This window comes from Pseudomonas sp. GP01-A4, assembly GCF_058780865.1.
The window spans coordinates 33,199-48,825 of the sequence record NZ_JBYSWF010000058.1; the positions used below are offsets into that span (position 1 = coordinate 33,199).

At 61.6% G+C, this 15,627-nt stretch carries 12 protein-coding genes; 9 read left to right on the plus strand and 3 right to left on the minus strand.

Annotated elements, in window-relative coordinates:
- Positions 1-3: 3 nt before the first annotated feature.
- The gene (gene xseA / locus AC3WKX_RS26275) at positions 4-1,383 is read right to left on the minus strand and encodes an exodeoxyribonuclease VII large subunit (RefSeq protein ID WP_003209653.1); all 1,380 of its coding nucleotides are present in this window, start codon (positions 1,381-1,383) and stop codon (positions 4-6) included.
- Between the two features lie 10 nt (positions 1,384-1,393).
- Positions 1,394-2,284 carry a LysR family transcriptional regulator gene (locus AC3WKX_RS26280; RefSeq protein WP_003209651.1) on the minus strand — a complete coding sequence of 297 codons (891 nt, stop codon included), beginning with the start codon at positions 2,282-2,284 and terminating at the stop codon, positions 1,394-1,396.
- A gap of 99 nt (positions 2,285-2,383) precedes the next feature.
- Between AC3WKX_RS26280 and AC3WKX_RS26285 the strand changes: the two genes are divergently transcribed.
- From AC3WKX_RS26285 to guaA, 4 genes are all read left to right on the plus strand, one after another.
- Positions 2,384-3,151 carry a sulfite exporter TauE/SafE family protein gene (locus AC3WKX_RS26285; protein WP_003209649.1) on the plus strand — a complete coding sequence of 256 codons (768 nt, stop codon included), beginning with the start codon at positions 2,384-2,386 and terminating at the stop codon, positions 3,149-3,151.
- Positions 3,152-3,288: 137 nt separating this feature from the next.
- Complete coding sequence (locus AC3WKX_RS26290) at positions 3,289-3,837, plus strand: hypothetical protein (protein WP_003209647.1); 549 nt, start codon at positions 3,289-3,291, stop codon at positions 3,835-3,837.
- A gap of 238 nt (positions 3,838-4,075) precedes the next feature.
- Entirely contained in the window at positions 4,076-5,545 is a 1,470-nt protein-coding gene (guaB, locus tag AC3WKX_RS26295; protein WP_003209646.1) for an IMP dehydrogenase, read from the plus strand.
- Positions 5,546-5,627: 82 nt separating this feature from the next.
- Entirely contained in the window at positions 5,628-7,205 is a 1,578-nt protein-coding gene (guaA, locus tag AC3WKX_RS26300; RefSeq protein ID WP_003209644.1) for a glutamine-hydrolyzing GMP synthase, read from the plus strand.
- A 74-nt stretch (positions 7,206-7,279) separates the two neighbouring features.
- Here guaA and treR read toward each other — a convergent pair whose 3' ends face one another.
- Complete coding sequence (gene treR, locus AC3WKX_RS26305; protein ID WP_003209636.1) at positions 7,280-7,984, minus strand: trehalose operon repressor; 705 nt, start codon at positions 7,982-7,984, stop codon at positions 7,280-7,282.
- A gap of 235 nt (positions 7,985-8,219) precedes the next feature.
- On the opposite strand from treR, the gene treP reads away from it, so the two are divergent.
- From treP to AC3WKX_RS26330, 5 genes are all read left to right on the plus strand, one after another.
- Positions 8,220-9,662, plus strand: coding sequence for a PTS system trehalose-specific EIIBC component (gene treP, locus AC3WKX_RS26310; RefSeq protein ID WP_008438268.1), 1,443 nt, complete (start codon positions 8,220-8,222; stop codon positions 9,660-9,662).
- A gap of 66 nt (positions 9,663-9,728) precedes the next feature.
- Positions 9,729-11,375 (plus strand): alpha,alpha-phosphotrehalase, encoded by a 1,647-nt coding sequence (gene treC, locus AC3WKX_RS26315; protein WP_003209630.1) that lies wholly within the window; start codon positions 9,729-9,731, stop codon positions 11,373-11,375.
- A gap of 71 nt (positions 11,376-11,446) precedes the next feature.
- Positions 11,447-12,667, plus strand: a complete 1,221-nt coding sequence (locus AC3WKX_RS26320) for a maltoporin (RefSeq protein WP_032899755.1) — start codon at positions 11,447-11,449, stop codon at positions 12,665-12,667.
- A 48-nt stretch (positions 12,668-12,715) separates the two neighbouring features.
- Complete coding sequence (gene ptsP / locus AC3WKX_RS26325) at positions 12,716-15,247, plus strand: phosphoenolpyruvate--protein phosphotransferase (RefSeq protein ID WP_102605672.1); 2,532 nt, start codon at positions 12,716-12,718, stop codon at positions 15,245-15,247.
- A gap of 1 nt (position 15,248) precedes the next feature.
- A complete protein-coding gene (locus AC3WKX_RS26330; protein ID WP_003209625.1) occupies positions 15,249-15,545 on the plus strand; it encodes a PTS sugar transporter subunit IIB in 297 nt (98 codons plus the stop codon).
- Positions 15,546-15,627 lie beyond the last annotated feature (82 nt).

Here is a 15,627-nt window from a genome sequence, read left to right on the forward strand (position 1 = left end):
CAATCAATCCAGTAACGAGAGGGTGACGGGCGTCAGGTGGTTGTCTTCCACCCGTACCTGCAATTGGCCTTCACCGAGGCGCGCGGTCAGGCGCTGGCCGGTGTGGGTTTGCGCGGCGTTGCGAATCGCCTGGCCGCGTTCGTCGAGCAAGATGCTGTAGCCGCGTCCAAGCGTCGCCAGCGGGCTGACCACGTGCAGCGTCTGCACCTGGCTTTGCAGTTGCAGGCGACGGGCCTTGAGGCCTTCGCGCATGGCACGGGGCAGGCGTTCGGCAAGGCTGTCCAGGCGCTGGCGCAGCAGCGCCAGTTGGCGGCCGGGGTGTTGGCCGGCGAGGCGGGTTTCCAGGCGGATCAAACGCTCGCGACGGGTGTTGAGGCTGCGCTCGAAGGCACGCCGCAGGCGCATGTCCAGGTCATCCAGGCGCTGGGCCTGTTGGCGCAGGCGCTCGCCCGGGTGACGCAGGCGACGAGCCATGCCTTCCAGGCGCAGGCGGTCGTGAGTCAGGCGGTTGCGCATCAGCATCACCAGGCGGCGGTGCAGGTTCTCTACCTGGCGAGTCAGGTGGCTGGAGTCCGGCGCCAACAGCTCGGCAGCGGCGGAAGGCGTTGGGGCGCGTACGTCGGCGACAAAGTCGCTGATCGACACATCGGTCTCATGGCCAACGGCGCTGACGATGGGCGTCACGCAGGCGTCCACCGCACGCGCCACGGCTTCTTCGTTGAAGCACCAGAGGTCTTCCAGCGAGCCGCCGCCACGGGCCAGGATCAACGCGTCGAAGCCGCGTGCATCGGCCAGCTTCAGTGCACGGACGATCTGCGCCACGGCTTCACGACCTTGTACGGCTGTCGGGATCAACGTCAGTTCCACGTTGGGCGCCCGGCGGCGGAACACGCTGATGATGTCGCGAATCACCGCACCGGTGGGCGAGCTGATAATCCCGATGCGCCGTGGGTGTGCGGGCAGCGGCACCTTGCGCTCGGCACTGAACAGGCCTTCGGCGCTGAGTTTTTCCTTCAGCGCGTCGAAGGCCAGGCGCAATGCGCCGTCACCGGCCGGCTCCACCGTGTCGAGAATCAGCTGATAGTCGCCACGGCCCTCAAACAGCGAGACCTTGCCCCGTACCTTCACCGCCAGGCCGTCTTTCAACGCCTGGCGCACCCGGGCGGCGTTCTGCCGGAACAGCGCACAACGCACCTGGGCGCCACTGTCCTTGAGGGTGAAATACACGTGGCCGGAGGCCGGGCGGGCGAGGTTGGAGATCTCGCCTTCGACCCAGATATTGGTGAACACGTCTTCCAGCAACACCCGCGCGCGGCCGTTGAGCTGGCTGACAGTCAGGACTTCGCGGTCCAGGCCCAGACGGGCAAAGGGATCTTTAATCATGGGCGGCAGTTTATAGGCATTCGTGCAGGGTTTGACAGAACTGCTCCACCAGCGCGCTCGGCGTTTGCTGGCAGGCGAGGGCGACGGTGCTTTGGCAATCGGGATCGGCCAGGGGTAAAAAATGGATGTTGGCCGGCGCAATGTCCTGCATCGATTCCGGCAGCAAGGCGATCCCGAATCCGGCCTGGATCAGCTGTAACTGCGTGGTCTTGCGCGACATCACCCGCGCCGCCTTGGGGAAAAATCCTGCACGCATGCACAACTCGGCTGACAGGTAACTCAGCCCTCCGCGCTGGGGGTGAGGGATCGAGATAAACGCTTCGTTCTTCAGTTGCGCCAAATCTATACCGGATGTGTGCCCGGCCAACCGGTGGTTCGGCGGCACGGCCAGCAACAGCCTTTCGCTATATAAAGGCACGATGCGCACGCCTTCGCGCTGGCGCAACACCGGTAAGCGCAACAGCCCGACCTCCAGTCGGCCGTCGGCGATTTCTTCCAACTGGGCTTCGGAGGACAGTTTGGCGATGTCCATCGACACGCCCGGGCATCGTTCCAGCCAGGCACCGATGCCGCGCAGCAGGCGGCCACTCATCGGCACCGTGCTCGAATGGCTCATCCGCAGCGTGCCGAGCTGTCCATTGCCCACTTGCGTCGCCATCTCACTGGCCTTGAGCAGTTCGCCCAGCAGGTTGCGTGCCCGCGGATAAAAAGCCTCGCCCGCAGCCGTCAGCCGTGGCTGGCGCGCTGTACGCTCGAACAATGGCGTTTGCAGCAGGTTTTCCAGCTCCTTGATCTGCCGGCTCAGTGCCGATTGCGCCACAAACAGCCGCTCGGCCGCTGCGCTGAAGCTGCCGCTCTCGGCGATTTCGACGAAGTAACGCAATTGCCGGGTGGAAATCACAAGTCATGCCTTTTCGAGATGAGTGATGGGCTTTGAAGATATTAGTCGCAACGCTTGCCAATGGCTAAAGTGATGGCCATCTCTAATAAGGAATACGTCATGAGTCCGGTCGAGCTGTTGAGTCATTGGTCGTTTGGCGGTGTGGACTGGCTGGTGATAGGCGTGGCGATTGCCCTGGCGTATATCGTGTTCGGCATTGCAGGCTTTGGTACCGCATTGGTGGCGGGGCCGATCCTGATTCTGTTCATGCCGCTGTCGAAGATCATCCCCTTGCTGGTGCTGCTGGATTTTGTCGCGGCCTTCGGCAACCTTCTGCAATCGCGCCGGGATGTGGTGAAACCGGAGTTGTTCAGGCTACTGCCGTGCATGGCGATTGGCTGCACCCTTGGGGTGATCTTCCTGCTCAACCTGCACTCTGATTTATTGCTGCTGTTGATGGGGCTGTTTATCAGCGCCTATGCGATCTACAGCCTGGCGGTGAAGGCCAAGCCCACGCAGATGGCAGCCGGCTGGGCGATTCCAATGGGGGTTGTCGGCGGGCTGTTTGGCGCGTTGTTCGGCAGTGGCGGCTTTCTGTATGCGATCTACCTCAACAGCCGATTGCCCAAGGATGGCGCGCGGGCGACCCAGAGTGCGTTGATCAGTTGCAGCACGGTGGTGCGCCTGAGCCTGTTTCTGATCGCGGGCGTGTATGCCGAGCTACCCTTGTTGATGTTGGCGGTGTGCCTGTTGCCGGCCATGGCGCTCGGGCTGTGGGCGGGGCGGCGGTTGACCCTGCGCATGTCCCGCGAGGCGTTCGTGCGGTTGGTGACCTGGCTGGTGCTGGCCAGTGGCATTGCCTTGATTGCCCGTTACTTGAGTACTTGACCTGATTGTTTCAGGGATTAAGCTGCCAGCCTTCAGGGCCTCTTCGCGAGCAAGCCCGCTCCCACATTTGGAACGCATTCCCCCTGTGGGAGCGGGCTTGCTCGCGAAGGCGCCAGTAGCCACGCCGCAGGACTCCCATGAATTCCCAAAGCATCCTTGTCCCGAAAATCTCCACGCTACCCGTCCACGAACCCCGCGCCCGGGCGATCGTGCGCTGGCTGGTGCGCAAGAACATCGTCAAGGAAGAACTCACTACCTGCGGGCGCACCGGCAACCGCATGGGCTATGCCCTGGCCGACGGTGCCCGCGCCGTGGTGCTGCACCCCGACGCGCTGCCGTTCAACGAGCCGATCAACGGCCTGGAGATCATCTACAAGCGCTGCATCTACACCCCGGCCAAAGGCTTCCTGGAAGAGGCCGGCTGTCCCGAGTGCCTGAAGGAAGTCGGCGAAGCCCTGTTCGAAAGCCTGGAAGACTGGATGCCCGGCCACACCGATAACTTCACCTGCCCGCTGTGTGGGCATGAGGACGACATCAACGGTTTCCTGTTCCTGCAGGAATGCGGCTTTTCCAACCTGGGATTCATCTTCAATAACTGGGCGGAGGCGGGGTTCAAGCAGAGTTTTATCGACGAATTTGCCGACTGGCTGGACCAGAAGATGAGTTGGGTCAAAGTCGAACTTTAATCCGATGTGATCGTTCCCACGCTCCCGCGTGGGAACGCTTCCCGTGACGCTCCGCGTCGCCCTGGCCAGGACGCGGAGCGTCCAAAGCGGCGTTACTACGCAGAGCGTGGGAACGATCAGTGCTGCAAAAATCATCCATCTATCAGTATTACCAAGTTTGTCAGAGTTTTACATTGAACCCGAGGGGGTGTCTGACTATAATGGCGCGCTTCCATTTTCCCGCTCGGGAGCCCCCGCGATGCTGCGTATCAGCCAAGAAGCTCTGACATTCGACGACATTCTCCTAGTGCCCGGTTATTCCGAGGTGCTTCCTAACGAAGTCAGTCTCAAGACCCGCCTAACCCGTGGCATCGAGCTGAATATTCCTCTGGTTTCCGCTGCCATGGACACCGTCACTGAAGCCCGTTTGGCAATCGCCATGGCTCAGGAAGGCGGCATCGGCATCATCCACAAGAACATGACCATCGAGCAGCAAGCTGCCGAAGTTCGCAAGGTCAAGCGTTACGAAGCCGGTGTGGTCAAGGACCCGATCACCATCGAGGCCGATGCCACCGTTCGTGACCTGTTCGACCTGACCCGCCTGCACAACATCTCCGGCGTTCCGGTGCTGCACGATGGCGACCTGGTCGGCATCGTCACTTCCCGTGACGTGCGTTTCGAGAACCGTCTTGAAGTCACCGTCCGTGAAGTGATGACGCCTAAAGAGCGCCTCGTTACTGTCAAGGAAGGCGCCGACAAGAACGATGTGCGCGAGCTGCTGCACAAGCACCGCATCGAACGCGTACTGATTGTCGACGACAAATTCGCCCTCAAGGGCATGATGACCGTCAACGACATCGAAAAAGCCAAGGCTTACCCGCTGGCCAGCAAGGACGATCAAGGTCGCCTGCGCGTTGGCGCTGCGGTCGGTACCGGCAAAGACACCGGTGACCGTGTAGCGGCCCTGGTGGCTGCCGGTGTTGACGTGGTGGTGGTCGACACTGCCCACGGTCACTCCAAAGGCGTGATCGACCGCGTTCGCTGGGTCAAACAGAATTTCCCTGACGTGCAAGTGATCGGCGGCAACATTGCCACCGGCGCTGCCGCCAAGGCCCTGGCCGAAGCCGGTGCCGATGCGGTCAAGGTCGGTATCGGCCCTGGCTCGATCTGCACCACCCGTATCGTGGCCGGTGTAGGCGTGCCGCAAATCAGCGCCATCGCCAACGTCGCCGCTGCCCTTGAAGGCACTGGCGTACCGTTGATCGCCGACGGCGGCATCCGTTTCTCCGGTGACCTGTCCAAGGCCATCGTCGCCGGTGCTTCCTGCGTGATGATGGGCTCGATGTTCGCCGGTACTGAAGAAGCGCCGGGCGAGATCGAACTGTTCCAGGGTCGTTCGTACAAGGCTTACCGTGGCATGGGTTCCCTGGGTGCCATGTCCCAGGCTCAAGGCTCTTCCGACCGCTACTTCCAGGACTCCTCCGCGGGCGCCGAGAAGCTGGTACCGGAAGGCATTGAAGGGCGTGTTCCGTACAAGGGCACCCTGAGCGCCATCATCCATCAACTGATGGGCGGCCTGCGTTCCTCGATGGGCTACACCGGCAGCGCCGACATCGAAGAAATGCGCACCAAGCCTGAGTTCGTGCGGATCACCGGTGCCGGCATGGCCGAGTCCCACGTCCACGACGTACAGATCACCAAGGAAGCGCCAAACTACCGCGTAGGTTGATGCTTCCAGCAAATAGTTAAGTAACCGGGGCTGTCTTATTCAGCCCCGAGTTGTTTCTGATTCATTAGACGAGACTGATCTCATGGCCCTCGACATTCACGCCCACCGCATCCTGATCCTCGACTTCGGTTCCCAGTACACTCAGCTGATCGCCCGCCGCGTGCGTGAAATCGGCGTGTACTGCGAACTGCATCCGTTCGACATGGACGACGAAGCGATTCGCGAATTCGCTCCAAAAGGCGTCATTCTCGCCGGCGGCCCCGAGTCCGTGCACGAAGCCAACAGCCCGCGTTGCCCGCAGGCGGTGTTTGACCTGGGCGTGCCGGTCTTCGGTATCTGCTACGGCATGCAGACCATGGCCGAGCAACTGGGCGGCAAGGTTGAAGGTTCCGAGCTGCGTGAATTCGGTTACGCCCGTGTCGACGTGGTCGGCAAGAGCCGCCTGCTGGACGGCATCGAAGACCACATCGACGCCGACGGCCTGTTTGGCCTCGACGTATGGATGAGCCACGGTGACAAGGTCACCCGGATGCCGGAAGACTTCCACATCCTGGCCAGCACCCCGAGCTGCCCGATTGCCGGCATGTTCAACGACGAGCGCGGCTACTACGGCGTGCAGTTCCACCCGGAAGTGACCCACACCAAGCAAGGCGGTCGCATCCTGTCGCGCTTCATCCTCGACATCTGCCAGTGCGAAGCCCTGTGGACCCCGTCGAAGATCGCTGAAGACGCCATCGCCAACGTACGTGCCCAGGTCGGCACCGACAACGTCCTGCTGGGCCTGTCCGGCGGCGTTGACTCCTCCGTGGTTGCGGCGCTGCTGCACAAGGCCATCGGCGACCAACTGACCTGCGTCTTCGTCGACAACGGCCTGCTGCGCCTGCACGAAGGCGAGCAAGTGATGGCCATGTTCGCCGAGAACATGGGCGTCAAGGTGATCCGCGCCAACGCTGAAGATCAGTTCCTGAACAACCTGGCCGGCGAGTCCGACCCGGAGAAGAAGCGCAAGATCATCGGTCGCACCTTCATCGACGTATTCGATGCCCAGTCCAACAAACTGGACAACATCAAGTACCTCGCCCAGGGCACCATCTACCCGGACGTGATCGAATCGGCCGGCGCCAAGAGCGGCAAGGCCCACGTGATCAAGTCCCACCACAACGTGGGCGGCCTGCCTGAGGAAATGAACCTCAAGCTGGTCGAACCACTGCGCGAACTGTTCAAGGACGAAGTCCGCCGTCTGGGCCTGGAACTCGGCCTGCCGTACGACATGGTCTACCGCCACCCATTCCCGGGCCCGGGCCTGGGCGTGCGGATCCTCGGTGAAGTGAAGAAGGAATACGCCGACCTGCTGCGCCGCGCCGACCACATCTTCATCGAAGAACTGCGCAAGGCCGACTGGTATCACAAGGTCAGCCAGGCATTCGTAGTGTTCCAGCCGGTGAAATCGGTTGGCGTGGTCGGCGATGGCCGTCGTTACGCCTGGGTTGTTGCCCTGCGTGCGGTGGAAACCATCGACTTCATGACCGCCCGTTGGGCACACCTGCCGTACGAACTGCTGGAGACGGTCAGCGGCCGTATCATCAATGAGATCGAAGGTATTTCGCGCGTGACTTATGACGTGTCGAGCAAGCCGCCGGCGACCATTGAGTGGGAATGATCCTGCCGTAGCAGGTGAGCGCTGAATAACAAAACCCCGGCCTGGTGCCGGGGTTTTGTGTTTCTGGCGTTTGTCTACCGCCGCGCAATATCCGAAAAGTAAAACTTATCCAGCGTATGCCGCGACTCGGTGTACTCGAACTGCCGTCCATCCTGCAAAAACGTCTGGTTGCTCACCACGATCACATGGCTCTGACCTTCGAGGTCCAGGTGTGTCTGATCGTCCTTTCCCCGCGGCAGCGCTTCGATAGTGCGCTGGGCATAGCTGATCTGCAGCTGCAAGGTCTGTTCGATAAACGCATAGATCGACTGCTCGGCAATCTCCCGATCCAGCCCCGGTATCAGGTCGGCGACGAAGTGGTTGATGTCGAGGATCACCCGTTTGCCATCGATCCGCCGCACCCGTTTGACCCGGGTGATCAAGCTGCCAGCTTCGGCCTCAATGTGCTGCATCAACGGGCCTTCCAGTGGGAATTGGCTGAACTCCACCACTTCGGTACTGACGTCGTCGCCTAGGGCGGCGTGGGTCTCGCGAAAGCTGACGATACCGCCGAGCTGGAACTCGATGGGGTTGGGTGACAGCACGAAGGTGCCCTTGCCGTGGATCTTTTGCGCGAAGCCGCGCTCCTGCAATTGCTCGATCGCCCGGCGTACCGTGCCACGGCTGGCTTGGTAGGCGTCCATCAGTTCGGTTTCGGAGGGCAGGCGCGTGCCGCGTTGCAGGCGTTCGGTGGTGATGCTGGCAAGCAGATCGGTATAGATCTGGTTGTATTTACTCATGGGGAAGGGCTCTGTGCCGCGTTGGCGTTCAAGGCAGGAACCTTAGTGGCAGCGATGGGGTTTGTCCATGCAACCCATTGTAGAACTCGGAAATTTCTGACTCAAAAAACAGAAAATTAATCATTTTCAAACTCGTACATACGAGTTATTGCTTTAACTCGTACAGACGAGTACTTTTGGCTTCGGCGTGCTGCCTATGACCGCCCAATAAAAAAAACCAGAGTGGATACCAAGCATGAGCCACGACTATCCGAATATTGCCCGCGAGATTCTCAAGAACCTCGGCGGCAGCGACAACCTTGAGCAAGCTGCCCACTGCGTGACCCGCTTGCGCCTGGCCCTCAAGGACCCGAGCCTGGCCAACAGCGGCGAGCTGAACCAGGTCGACCTGGTCAAGGGTTCGTTCTTCACCGGCGGCCTGTTCCAGATCGTGATCGGCCCCGGCGAAGTGGAAAAAGTCTACGCCGCCCTGCGTGAGCAAACGGGCCTCGCCGCGTCGACCATCGCGGACGTGAAACAGAAAAGCGCCGACAAAATAAACCCGATGCAGCGCCTGGTTCGGGTGTTCTCCGATGTGTTCATGCCGATTTTGCCGGCACTGATCATTGCCGGCTTGCTCATGGGGGTGAACAACCTGATGGGCGCCAAGGGCATGTTCATCGCGGACAAGACCCTGCTCGACGCCTATCCGAACCTGGATGGCCTGTGGAGCCTGATCAACCTGATGGCCAACACCTCGTTCGTTTTCCTGCCGGCGCTGGTGGGCTGGTCGGCGGCCAAGCGCTTTGGTGGCAGTGAAATCCTCGGCATTGTCCTCGGCCTGATGCTGGTGCACCCCGATCTGCTCAACGCCTGGAACTACGGCAAGGCGGTCGCCGGCCTCGACGGCCAGAGCCTGCCGTACTTCGATATTTTCGGCTGGTTCAAGATCGAGAAGGTCGGCTACCAGGGCCAGATCCTGCCGATCCTGCTGGCCGCCTACGTGATGAGCGTGATTGAGAAATGGCTGCGGGCACGGGTGCCGAATGCCATTCAGTTGCTGGTGGTGCCGATCACTACCATCGTCGTCACCGGCGTACTGGCGCTGGCGATCATCGGCCCGGTGACGCGCCACCTCGGCATCCTGATCACCGAAGGCGTGGTCACCCTGTTTGACCTGGCGCCGATGGTCGGCGGCGCAATCTTCGGCCTGCTGTATGCACCGCTGGTGATCACCGGCATGCACCACATGTTCCTCGCCGTGGACCTGCAACTGATCTCCACCCAGGGCGGCACCTTTATCTGGCCGATGATCGTCATGTCCAACCTGGCCCAGGGCAGCGCGGCGCTCGGCGTGTTCTACATGAGCCGCAATGCGCGGGACAAGAGCATGGCGTCCACCTCGGCGATTTCCGCCTACTTCGGCATCACCGAGCCGGCGATGTTCGGGGTCAACCTGCGCTTCAAGTTTCCGTTCTACGCGGCGCTGACCGGCTCGGCGCTGGGCAGTATTTTCCTCTCGCTGAACAAGGTGCAGGCCTCGGCGATTGGCGTGGGTGGCTTGCCCGGGTTCATCTCGATCATCCCGCAGTACATCCCAAGTTTTGTCATCGGCATGGTCGTCGCGATTGTCGTGCCGTTTGTTTTGACCTGTGTGTTGAGCATGAAAATTGTCCGGCCTGGCTACCGGGTCGCCTGATCTACCGCTATCGCAGGCAAGCCAGCTCCCACAGTTGATCGCATTTCCAGATTGAAGGAACCCGTCATGCAAAACTGGCAACATTCGGTGATCTACCAGATCTACCCCAAAAGCTTCCACAGCCACGCGGGTAACGCCACCGGTGACCTGCTGGGCATCGTGGACAAGCTCGATTACCTGAAGTGGCTGGGCGTCGACTGCCTGTGGATCACCCCGTTCCTGCGTTCGCCCCAGCGCGACAACGGCTACGACATCAGTGACTACTACGCCATCGACCCGAGCTACGGGACCATGGCCGATTGCGACCTGCTGATCAGCGAAGCCGCCAAGCGCGGCATCACGCTGATGCTCGACATCGTGGTCAACCACACCTCCATCGAACACGAGTGGTTCCAGCAGGCCCGCAGCAGCCTCGACAACCCGTACCGCGACTTCTACATCTGGCGCGACCAGCCGAACAACTGGGAATCCAAGTTCGGCGGCTCGGCCTGGGAATACGAGGCGCAGACCGGCCAGTACTTCCTGCACCTGTTCGACCACACCCAGGCCGACCTGAACTGGGACAACCCCAAGGTGCGCGCCGAAGTGTTCAAGCTGATGCGCTTCTGGCGCGACAAGGGCGTGGGCGGTTTCCGCCTGGACGTGATCAACCTGATCTCCAAGCCGGCGGATTTTCCGGAAGACAACAGCGACGGTCGGCGCTTCTACACCGACGGCCCGAACGTGCATGAATACCTGAAGGAAATGCACCGCGAAGTGTTCGAGGGGCATGACCTGATCAACGTCGGTGAGATGTCGTCCACCAGCCTTGAGCACTGCATTCGTTATTCGAATCCACAGTCGAAAGAGCTGTCGATGACCTTCAACTTTCACCACCTGAAAGTCGATTATCCGAACCTGCAGAAGTGGGTCGCGGCCGACTTCGACTTCCTGCAACTCAAGCAGATTCTGTCCGACTGGCAACTCGGCATGCAGGCCGGTGGCGGCTGGAATGCGCTGTTCTGGTGTAACCACGACCAGCCGCGGGTGGTCTCGCGTTTTGGTGACGACGGCGAGCACCGCGTGGTCTCGGCGAAGATGCTCGCCACTGCGCTGCACTTCCTCCAGGGCACGCCTTTCGTGTACCAGGGCGAAGAGTTGGGCATGACCAATCCGGGCTTCGACACCATCGACCAATACCGGGATGTCGAGACGCTGAACATCTATCGGCTCAAGCGCGAGGCCGGTGAGTCCGAGGCATCGAGCATGGCGGCGATCATGCAGAAGTCCCGCGATAACAGCCGCACACCGATGCAATGGAATGCCGAGCAAAACGCTGGCTTCAGTCGCGGCGAACCGTGGATCGGCATCCCGGCCAACGCCGCGCAGATCAACGTGCAAAGCGAGCTGGATGACCCGCAATCGGTACTGCATCACTACCGTGCGCTGATCAAGCTGCGTCGGCATGAGCCGCTGATTCAGGAAGGCGTTTATCGCCAACTGCTGCCACAGCACACCCAGGTCTGGGCGTACCTGCGCGAAGGCCACGGCGAACGCCTGCTGGTGCTGAACAACTTCTACGGCACGCCATGCCAGATCGAACTGCCCGATGGCCTGCTGACGGCGGCGAGTGAGCAACGCCTGCTGATCAGCAACTACGACGACTGCCCACAGCGCTCGAGCCAGGTCTCGCTGCGCCCGTATGAATCGTTTGTGCTGCATCTCAAGGACTGAGACCCGCTTTACCCCCGGCGTGGGAGAGCCGGGGCGCTTAAAAAAACATAATAAAAATATCGGAGTGCTTCATGAAAACAACAATAAAGCTGGGCCTCGTTGCATCCTGCCTGACCTTGCCGATGGCAGCCCAGGCGTTGGAATTTGCCGGCTACTTGCGTAGCGGTGCGGGGACTTCAACCGGCAGTGGCAAGCAGCAGTGCTTCCAGTTGCCGGGTGCACAATCCAAATACCGCCTGGGCAACGAGTGCGAGCAGTACGCCGAACTCGAATTGCGCCAGGACCTGCTGACCCTCGACGACGGCTCGGTGTTCAGCGTCGACGCCATGGCTTCGCTGTACAACAAGTACGACCGGGCGCTGAAGTTCCAGGGCGAAGACAACGGCTCGGCACGCATGCCGCAGATGTACGCGCAGTGGTCGAACATCCCCAGCCTCAACGGCGGTTCGCTGTGGGCCGGCCGGCGCTACTACAAACGAAACGACATCCATATCTCCGACTTCTACTACTGGAACCAGAGCGCCACGGGCGGTGGTATCGAGGACGTGAAAATCGGCGACCTGAAATACAGCTACGCGCTTTCCCGCAAGGACAACCTGTACCAGAAGGAATACGCCACCCGTCACGACTTTAACGTGGCCGGCTTCAAGACCAATCCCGGCGGCGAGCTGGAACTGGGCTTGAGCTATATCGAAAAAGCCGGTGGCCGTGACACCAACAGCGGCTGGGCCATTACCGCCCAGCATGTGCAGAAACCCTTCCTCGGCGGGCGCAACAAATTTGCCCTGCAGTACGGCGAAGGCCCCGGCACCGGCCTCGGCTACACCGGCGATACCTTCCTCGATAAAAGCAGCAAGAGCTACCGCGCAGTGGAGTTCTTCGACTGGCAAGTGACACCACGGTTTGGCGGGCAGATCGAGGCCGTGTACCAGAAGGATATTCGCCCGGGCAACCAGGATCAGACCTGGATGTCGCTGGGCGTGCGCCCGGCCTATGCGATTTCCGAACAGTTCAAGCTGGTCACCGAACTCGGTCATGATCAGGTCGAGGCTACCGGTGGCACGCGCAAGCTGAGCAAATTTACGTTCGCCCCGACCTGGTCGCCCAAAGGCCCGGATTTCTGGGCACGACCGGAAGTGCGCTTGTATTACACCTACGCGACCTGGAACGAAGCGGCCAAGCGTGCGGCCAATGAACTGGCGGCAGGTTCGGCGTTGTCCGACACCGGCAGTTATGGCTCGGCGTTGCATGGCTCCAACTTTGGTGTGCAGGTTGAGTACTGGTGGAAATAAGCCGTCGATGCCCAATGATTTTTACAGAACCAAACAGCAGGTGAAGTCATGACCACAACCCAATCCCTGGAATTGCTGGCGCCATTGTCCGGGGTGCTGCTCGCCCTGGACCAGGTGCCTGATCCGGTGTTCTCCAGTCGCCTGATCGGCGATGGCCTGTGCATCGATCCGACCTCGCAGACCCTCTGCGCGCCACTGGCCGGGGTGATCAGCAATATCCAGGACAGTGGTCATGCGGTGAGCATCACCGATGACAACGGCGTCCAGGTGCTGATGCACATCGGCCTGGACACCGTGAACCTGGCGGGCAAGGGTTTCACCCGATTGGTCGAGGAAGGCCAGCGGGTGGAAGCCGGGCAACCGCTGATTGAATTCGATGCCGACTACGTGGCGCTCAATGCCCGTAGTTTGCTGACCCTGATGCTGGTGGTCAGTGGCGAGCCCTTCAAGCTGCTGACGCCCGAGCAGGGCCTGGTGGACGTGGGGCAGCCACTGCTGCGAGTCACGCCGCAAGCCGTTGCCGACGAGGTGAAAGACGAGGAGGGTGACGCCCTGTTCTCCAGGCCACTGACCTTGCCCAACGCCAACGGCCTGCATGCGCGCCCGGCGGCGGTGCTGGCGCAGGCGGCCAAAGGCTTCAAGGCGAGTATTTACCTGCACAAGCAAACCGAGAGCGCCAACGCCAAGTCGCTGGTACGGATCATGGCGTTGCAAACGGTGCAGGGTGACACCTTGCAAGTCAGCGCGGCCGGCGAGGATGCCGAAGCGGCGATCCAGGCGCTGGTGACCTTGCTGGCCGAAGGCTGCGGCGAAACCGTCGCGGCTCATCAACCTGACGCTGCACCCGTGGCGCCTGATTCATCGGCGACCTTGCTGCGCGGCGTGTGCGCCTCGCCCGGTTCGGCGTTTGGCCAAGTGGTGCAGGTCAAGGAGCCGGCACTGACGTTCGTAGAGACCGGCAAAGGTGAAGCGCTGGAACGTGCGGCCCTGACCCATGCCCTGAACAACGCCAATCAGGCGCTGCAAGCCCTGCAGGAAAAGGCCGTCGGTACTGCCCAGTCCGAGATCTTCCGCGCCCATCAGGAGTTGCTGGACGATCCGGCCCTGCTGGAACAAACCCGCGACCTGCTGGACCAGGGCAAGAGCGCGGCCTTCGCCTGGAACAGCGCCACCGAGGCCACCGCCACGCTCTTCCAGGGCCTGGGCAACGCCTTGCTTGCCGAGCGCGCTGCCGACCTGGCAGACGTTGGCCAGCGGGTGCTGAAATTGATCCTCGGGGTTCAGGACAGCGCCTGGGATTTGCCGGAGCAGGCAATCCTGATTGCCGAACAACTGACTCCCTCGCAAACCGCCAGCCTCGACACGCGCAAGGTGCTGGGTTTTGTGACGGTGGGCGGCGGCGCTACCAGCCACGTCGCCATTCTCGCCCGCGCCCTTGGCTTGCCGGCCATCTGCGGGGTGCCGGCGCAGGTGCTGGAACTGGCCAACGGCAAGCAAGTGCTGCTGGATGCCGACAAGGGCGAGTTGCACCTGGACCCGGACCTGGCCGAGATCGAACACTTGCAAGCCAGCCGCCAACAACAAGTGCTGCGCCGCCAGCGGGAAGTGGAGCAGGCGTCGTTGCCCGCTACGACCCGCGACGGTCATCACGTCGAAGTGACGGCCAACGTCGCATCGTTGCAGGAGGTGGAGCAGGCATTGTCCCTGGGGGGCGAAGGCGTTGGTTTGCTGCGTTCCGAGTTCCTCTACCTGGACCGCAACCGCGCGCCGAGCCCCGAGGAGCAGGCGGGCACCTACAGCGCCATCGCCCGTGCATTGGGCCCGCAGCGCAATCTGGTGGTGCGCACCCTCGACGTTGGTGGCGACAAGCCGTTGGCCTATGTGCCGATGGACAGCGAGACCAACCCGTTCCTTGGCCTGCGCGGGATTCGCCTGTGCCTGGAGCGCCCGGAACTGTTGCGTGAACAATTCCGTGCAATTCTCGCCAGTGCCGGTTTCGCCCGTTTGCACATCATGTTGCCGATGGTCAGCCTGCTCTCGGAGCTGCGCCTGGCGCGGCAGATTCTTGAAGAGGAAGCGCTGGCCCTGGGGCTGACGGAACTGCCGAAGCTGGGAATCATGATCGAAGTGCCATCGGCGGCATTGATGGCCGATCTGTTTGCGCCGGAGGTGGATTTCTTCTCCATCGGCACCAACGACCTGACCCAATACACCCTGGCCATGGACCGCGATCACCCGCGCCTCGCCAGCCAGGCCGACAGCTTTCACCCGGCGGTGCTGCGCCTGATCGCCACCACCGTCAAGGCGGCCCATGCCCATGGCAAGTGGGTCGGCGTGTGTGGGGCGTTGGCGTCTGAAGCGCTGGCGGTGCCGGTGCTGATCGGGCTGGGGGTGGATGAGTTGTCGGTCAGCGTACCGCTGATCCCGACCATCAAGGCTACCGTGCGCGAGCTGGACCTGGCGGACTGCCAATCCATCGCCCGCCAGGTGCTGGGCCTGGAAGAAGCGTCGCAGGTTCGCGAGGCGTTACGCCTGTATCACGCGGCTACCGTTGAAACCTCATTGGTTGTGGAGAACTGACATGTTCGAGAAATTTCAGCGGGCGTTCTGGAAGGCCCTGACGCCGGATCTGGTGCTTGAAACGCCGCAGGCAGCTCCAGTGAGCGAAACACTGTTGGCCCCGGCAGTGCTGAATGCGCTGGGCGGTGCGGAGAATCTCAAGTCGCAGCAGCGAGTAGCACTGACCCGGGTGCGGGTGCAGTTGCAGGATGCGGGGCGGTTGGATGCGCAGGCGCTCAAGGCGGCAGGCGTGCCGGGCGTGATGGTGTTGGCGGGTGGGGTGGTGCACCTGCTTACCGGCCTGAACACCGCTCTATAAGACGACGAAGATCAAATGTGGGAGCGGGCTTGCTCGCGAAGGCGGTGTGTCAGTCAATCCATGTGCTGGCTGAACCACCGCC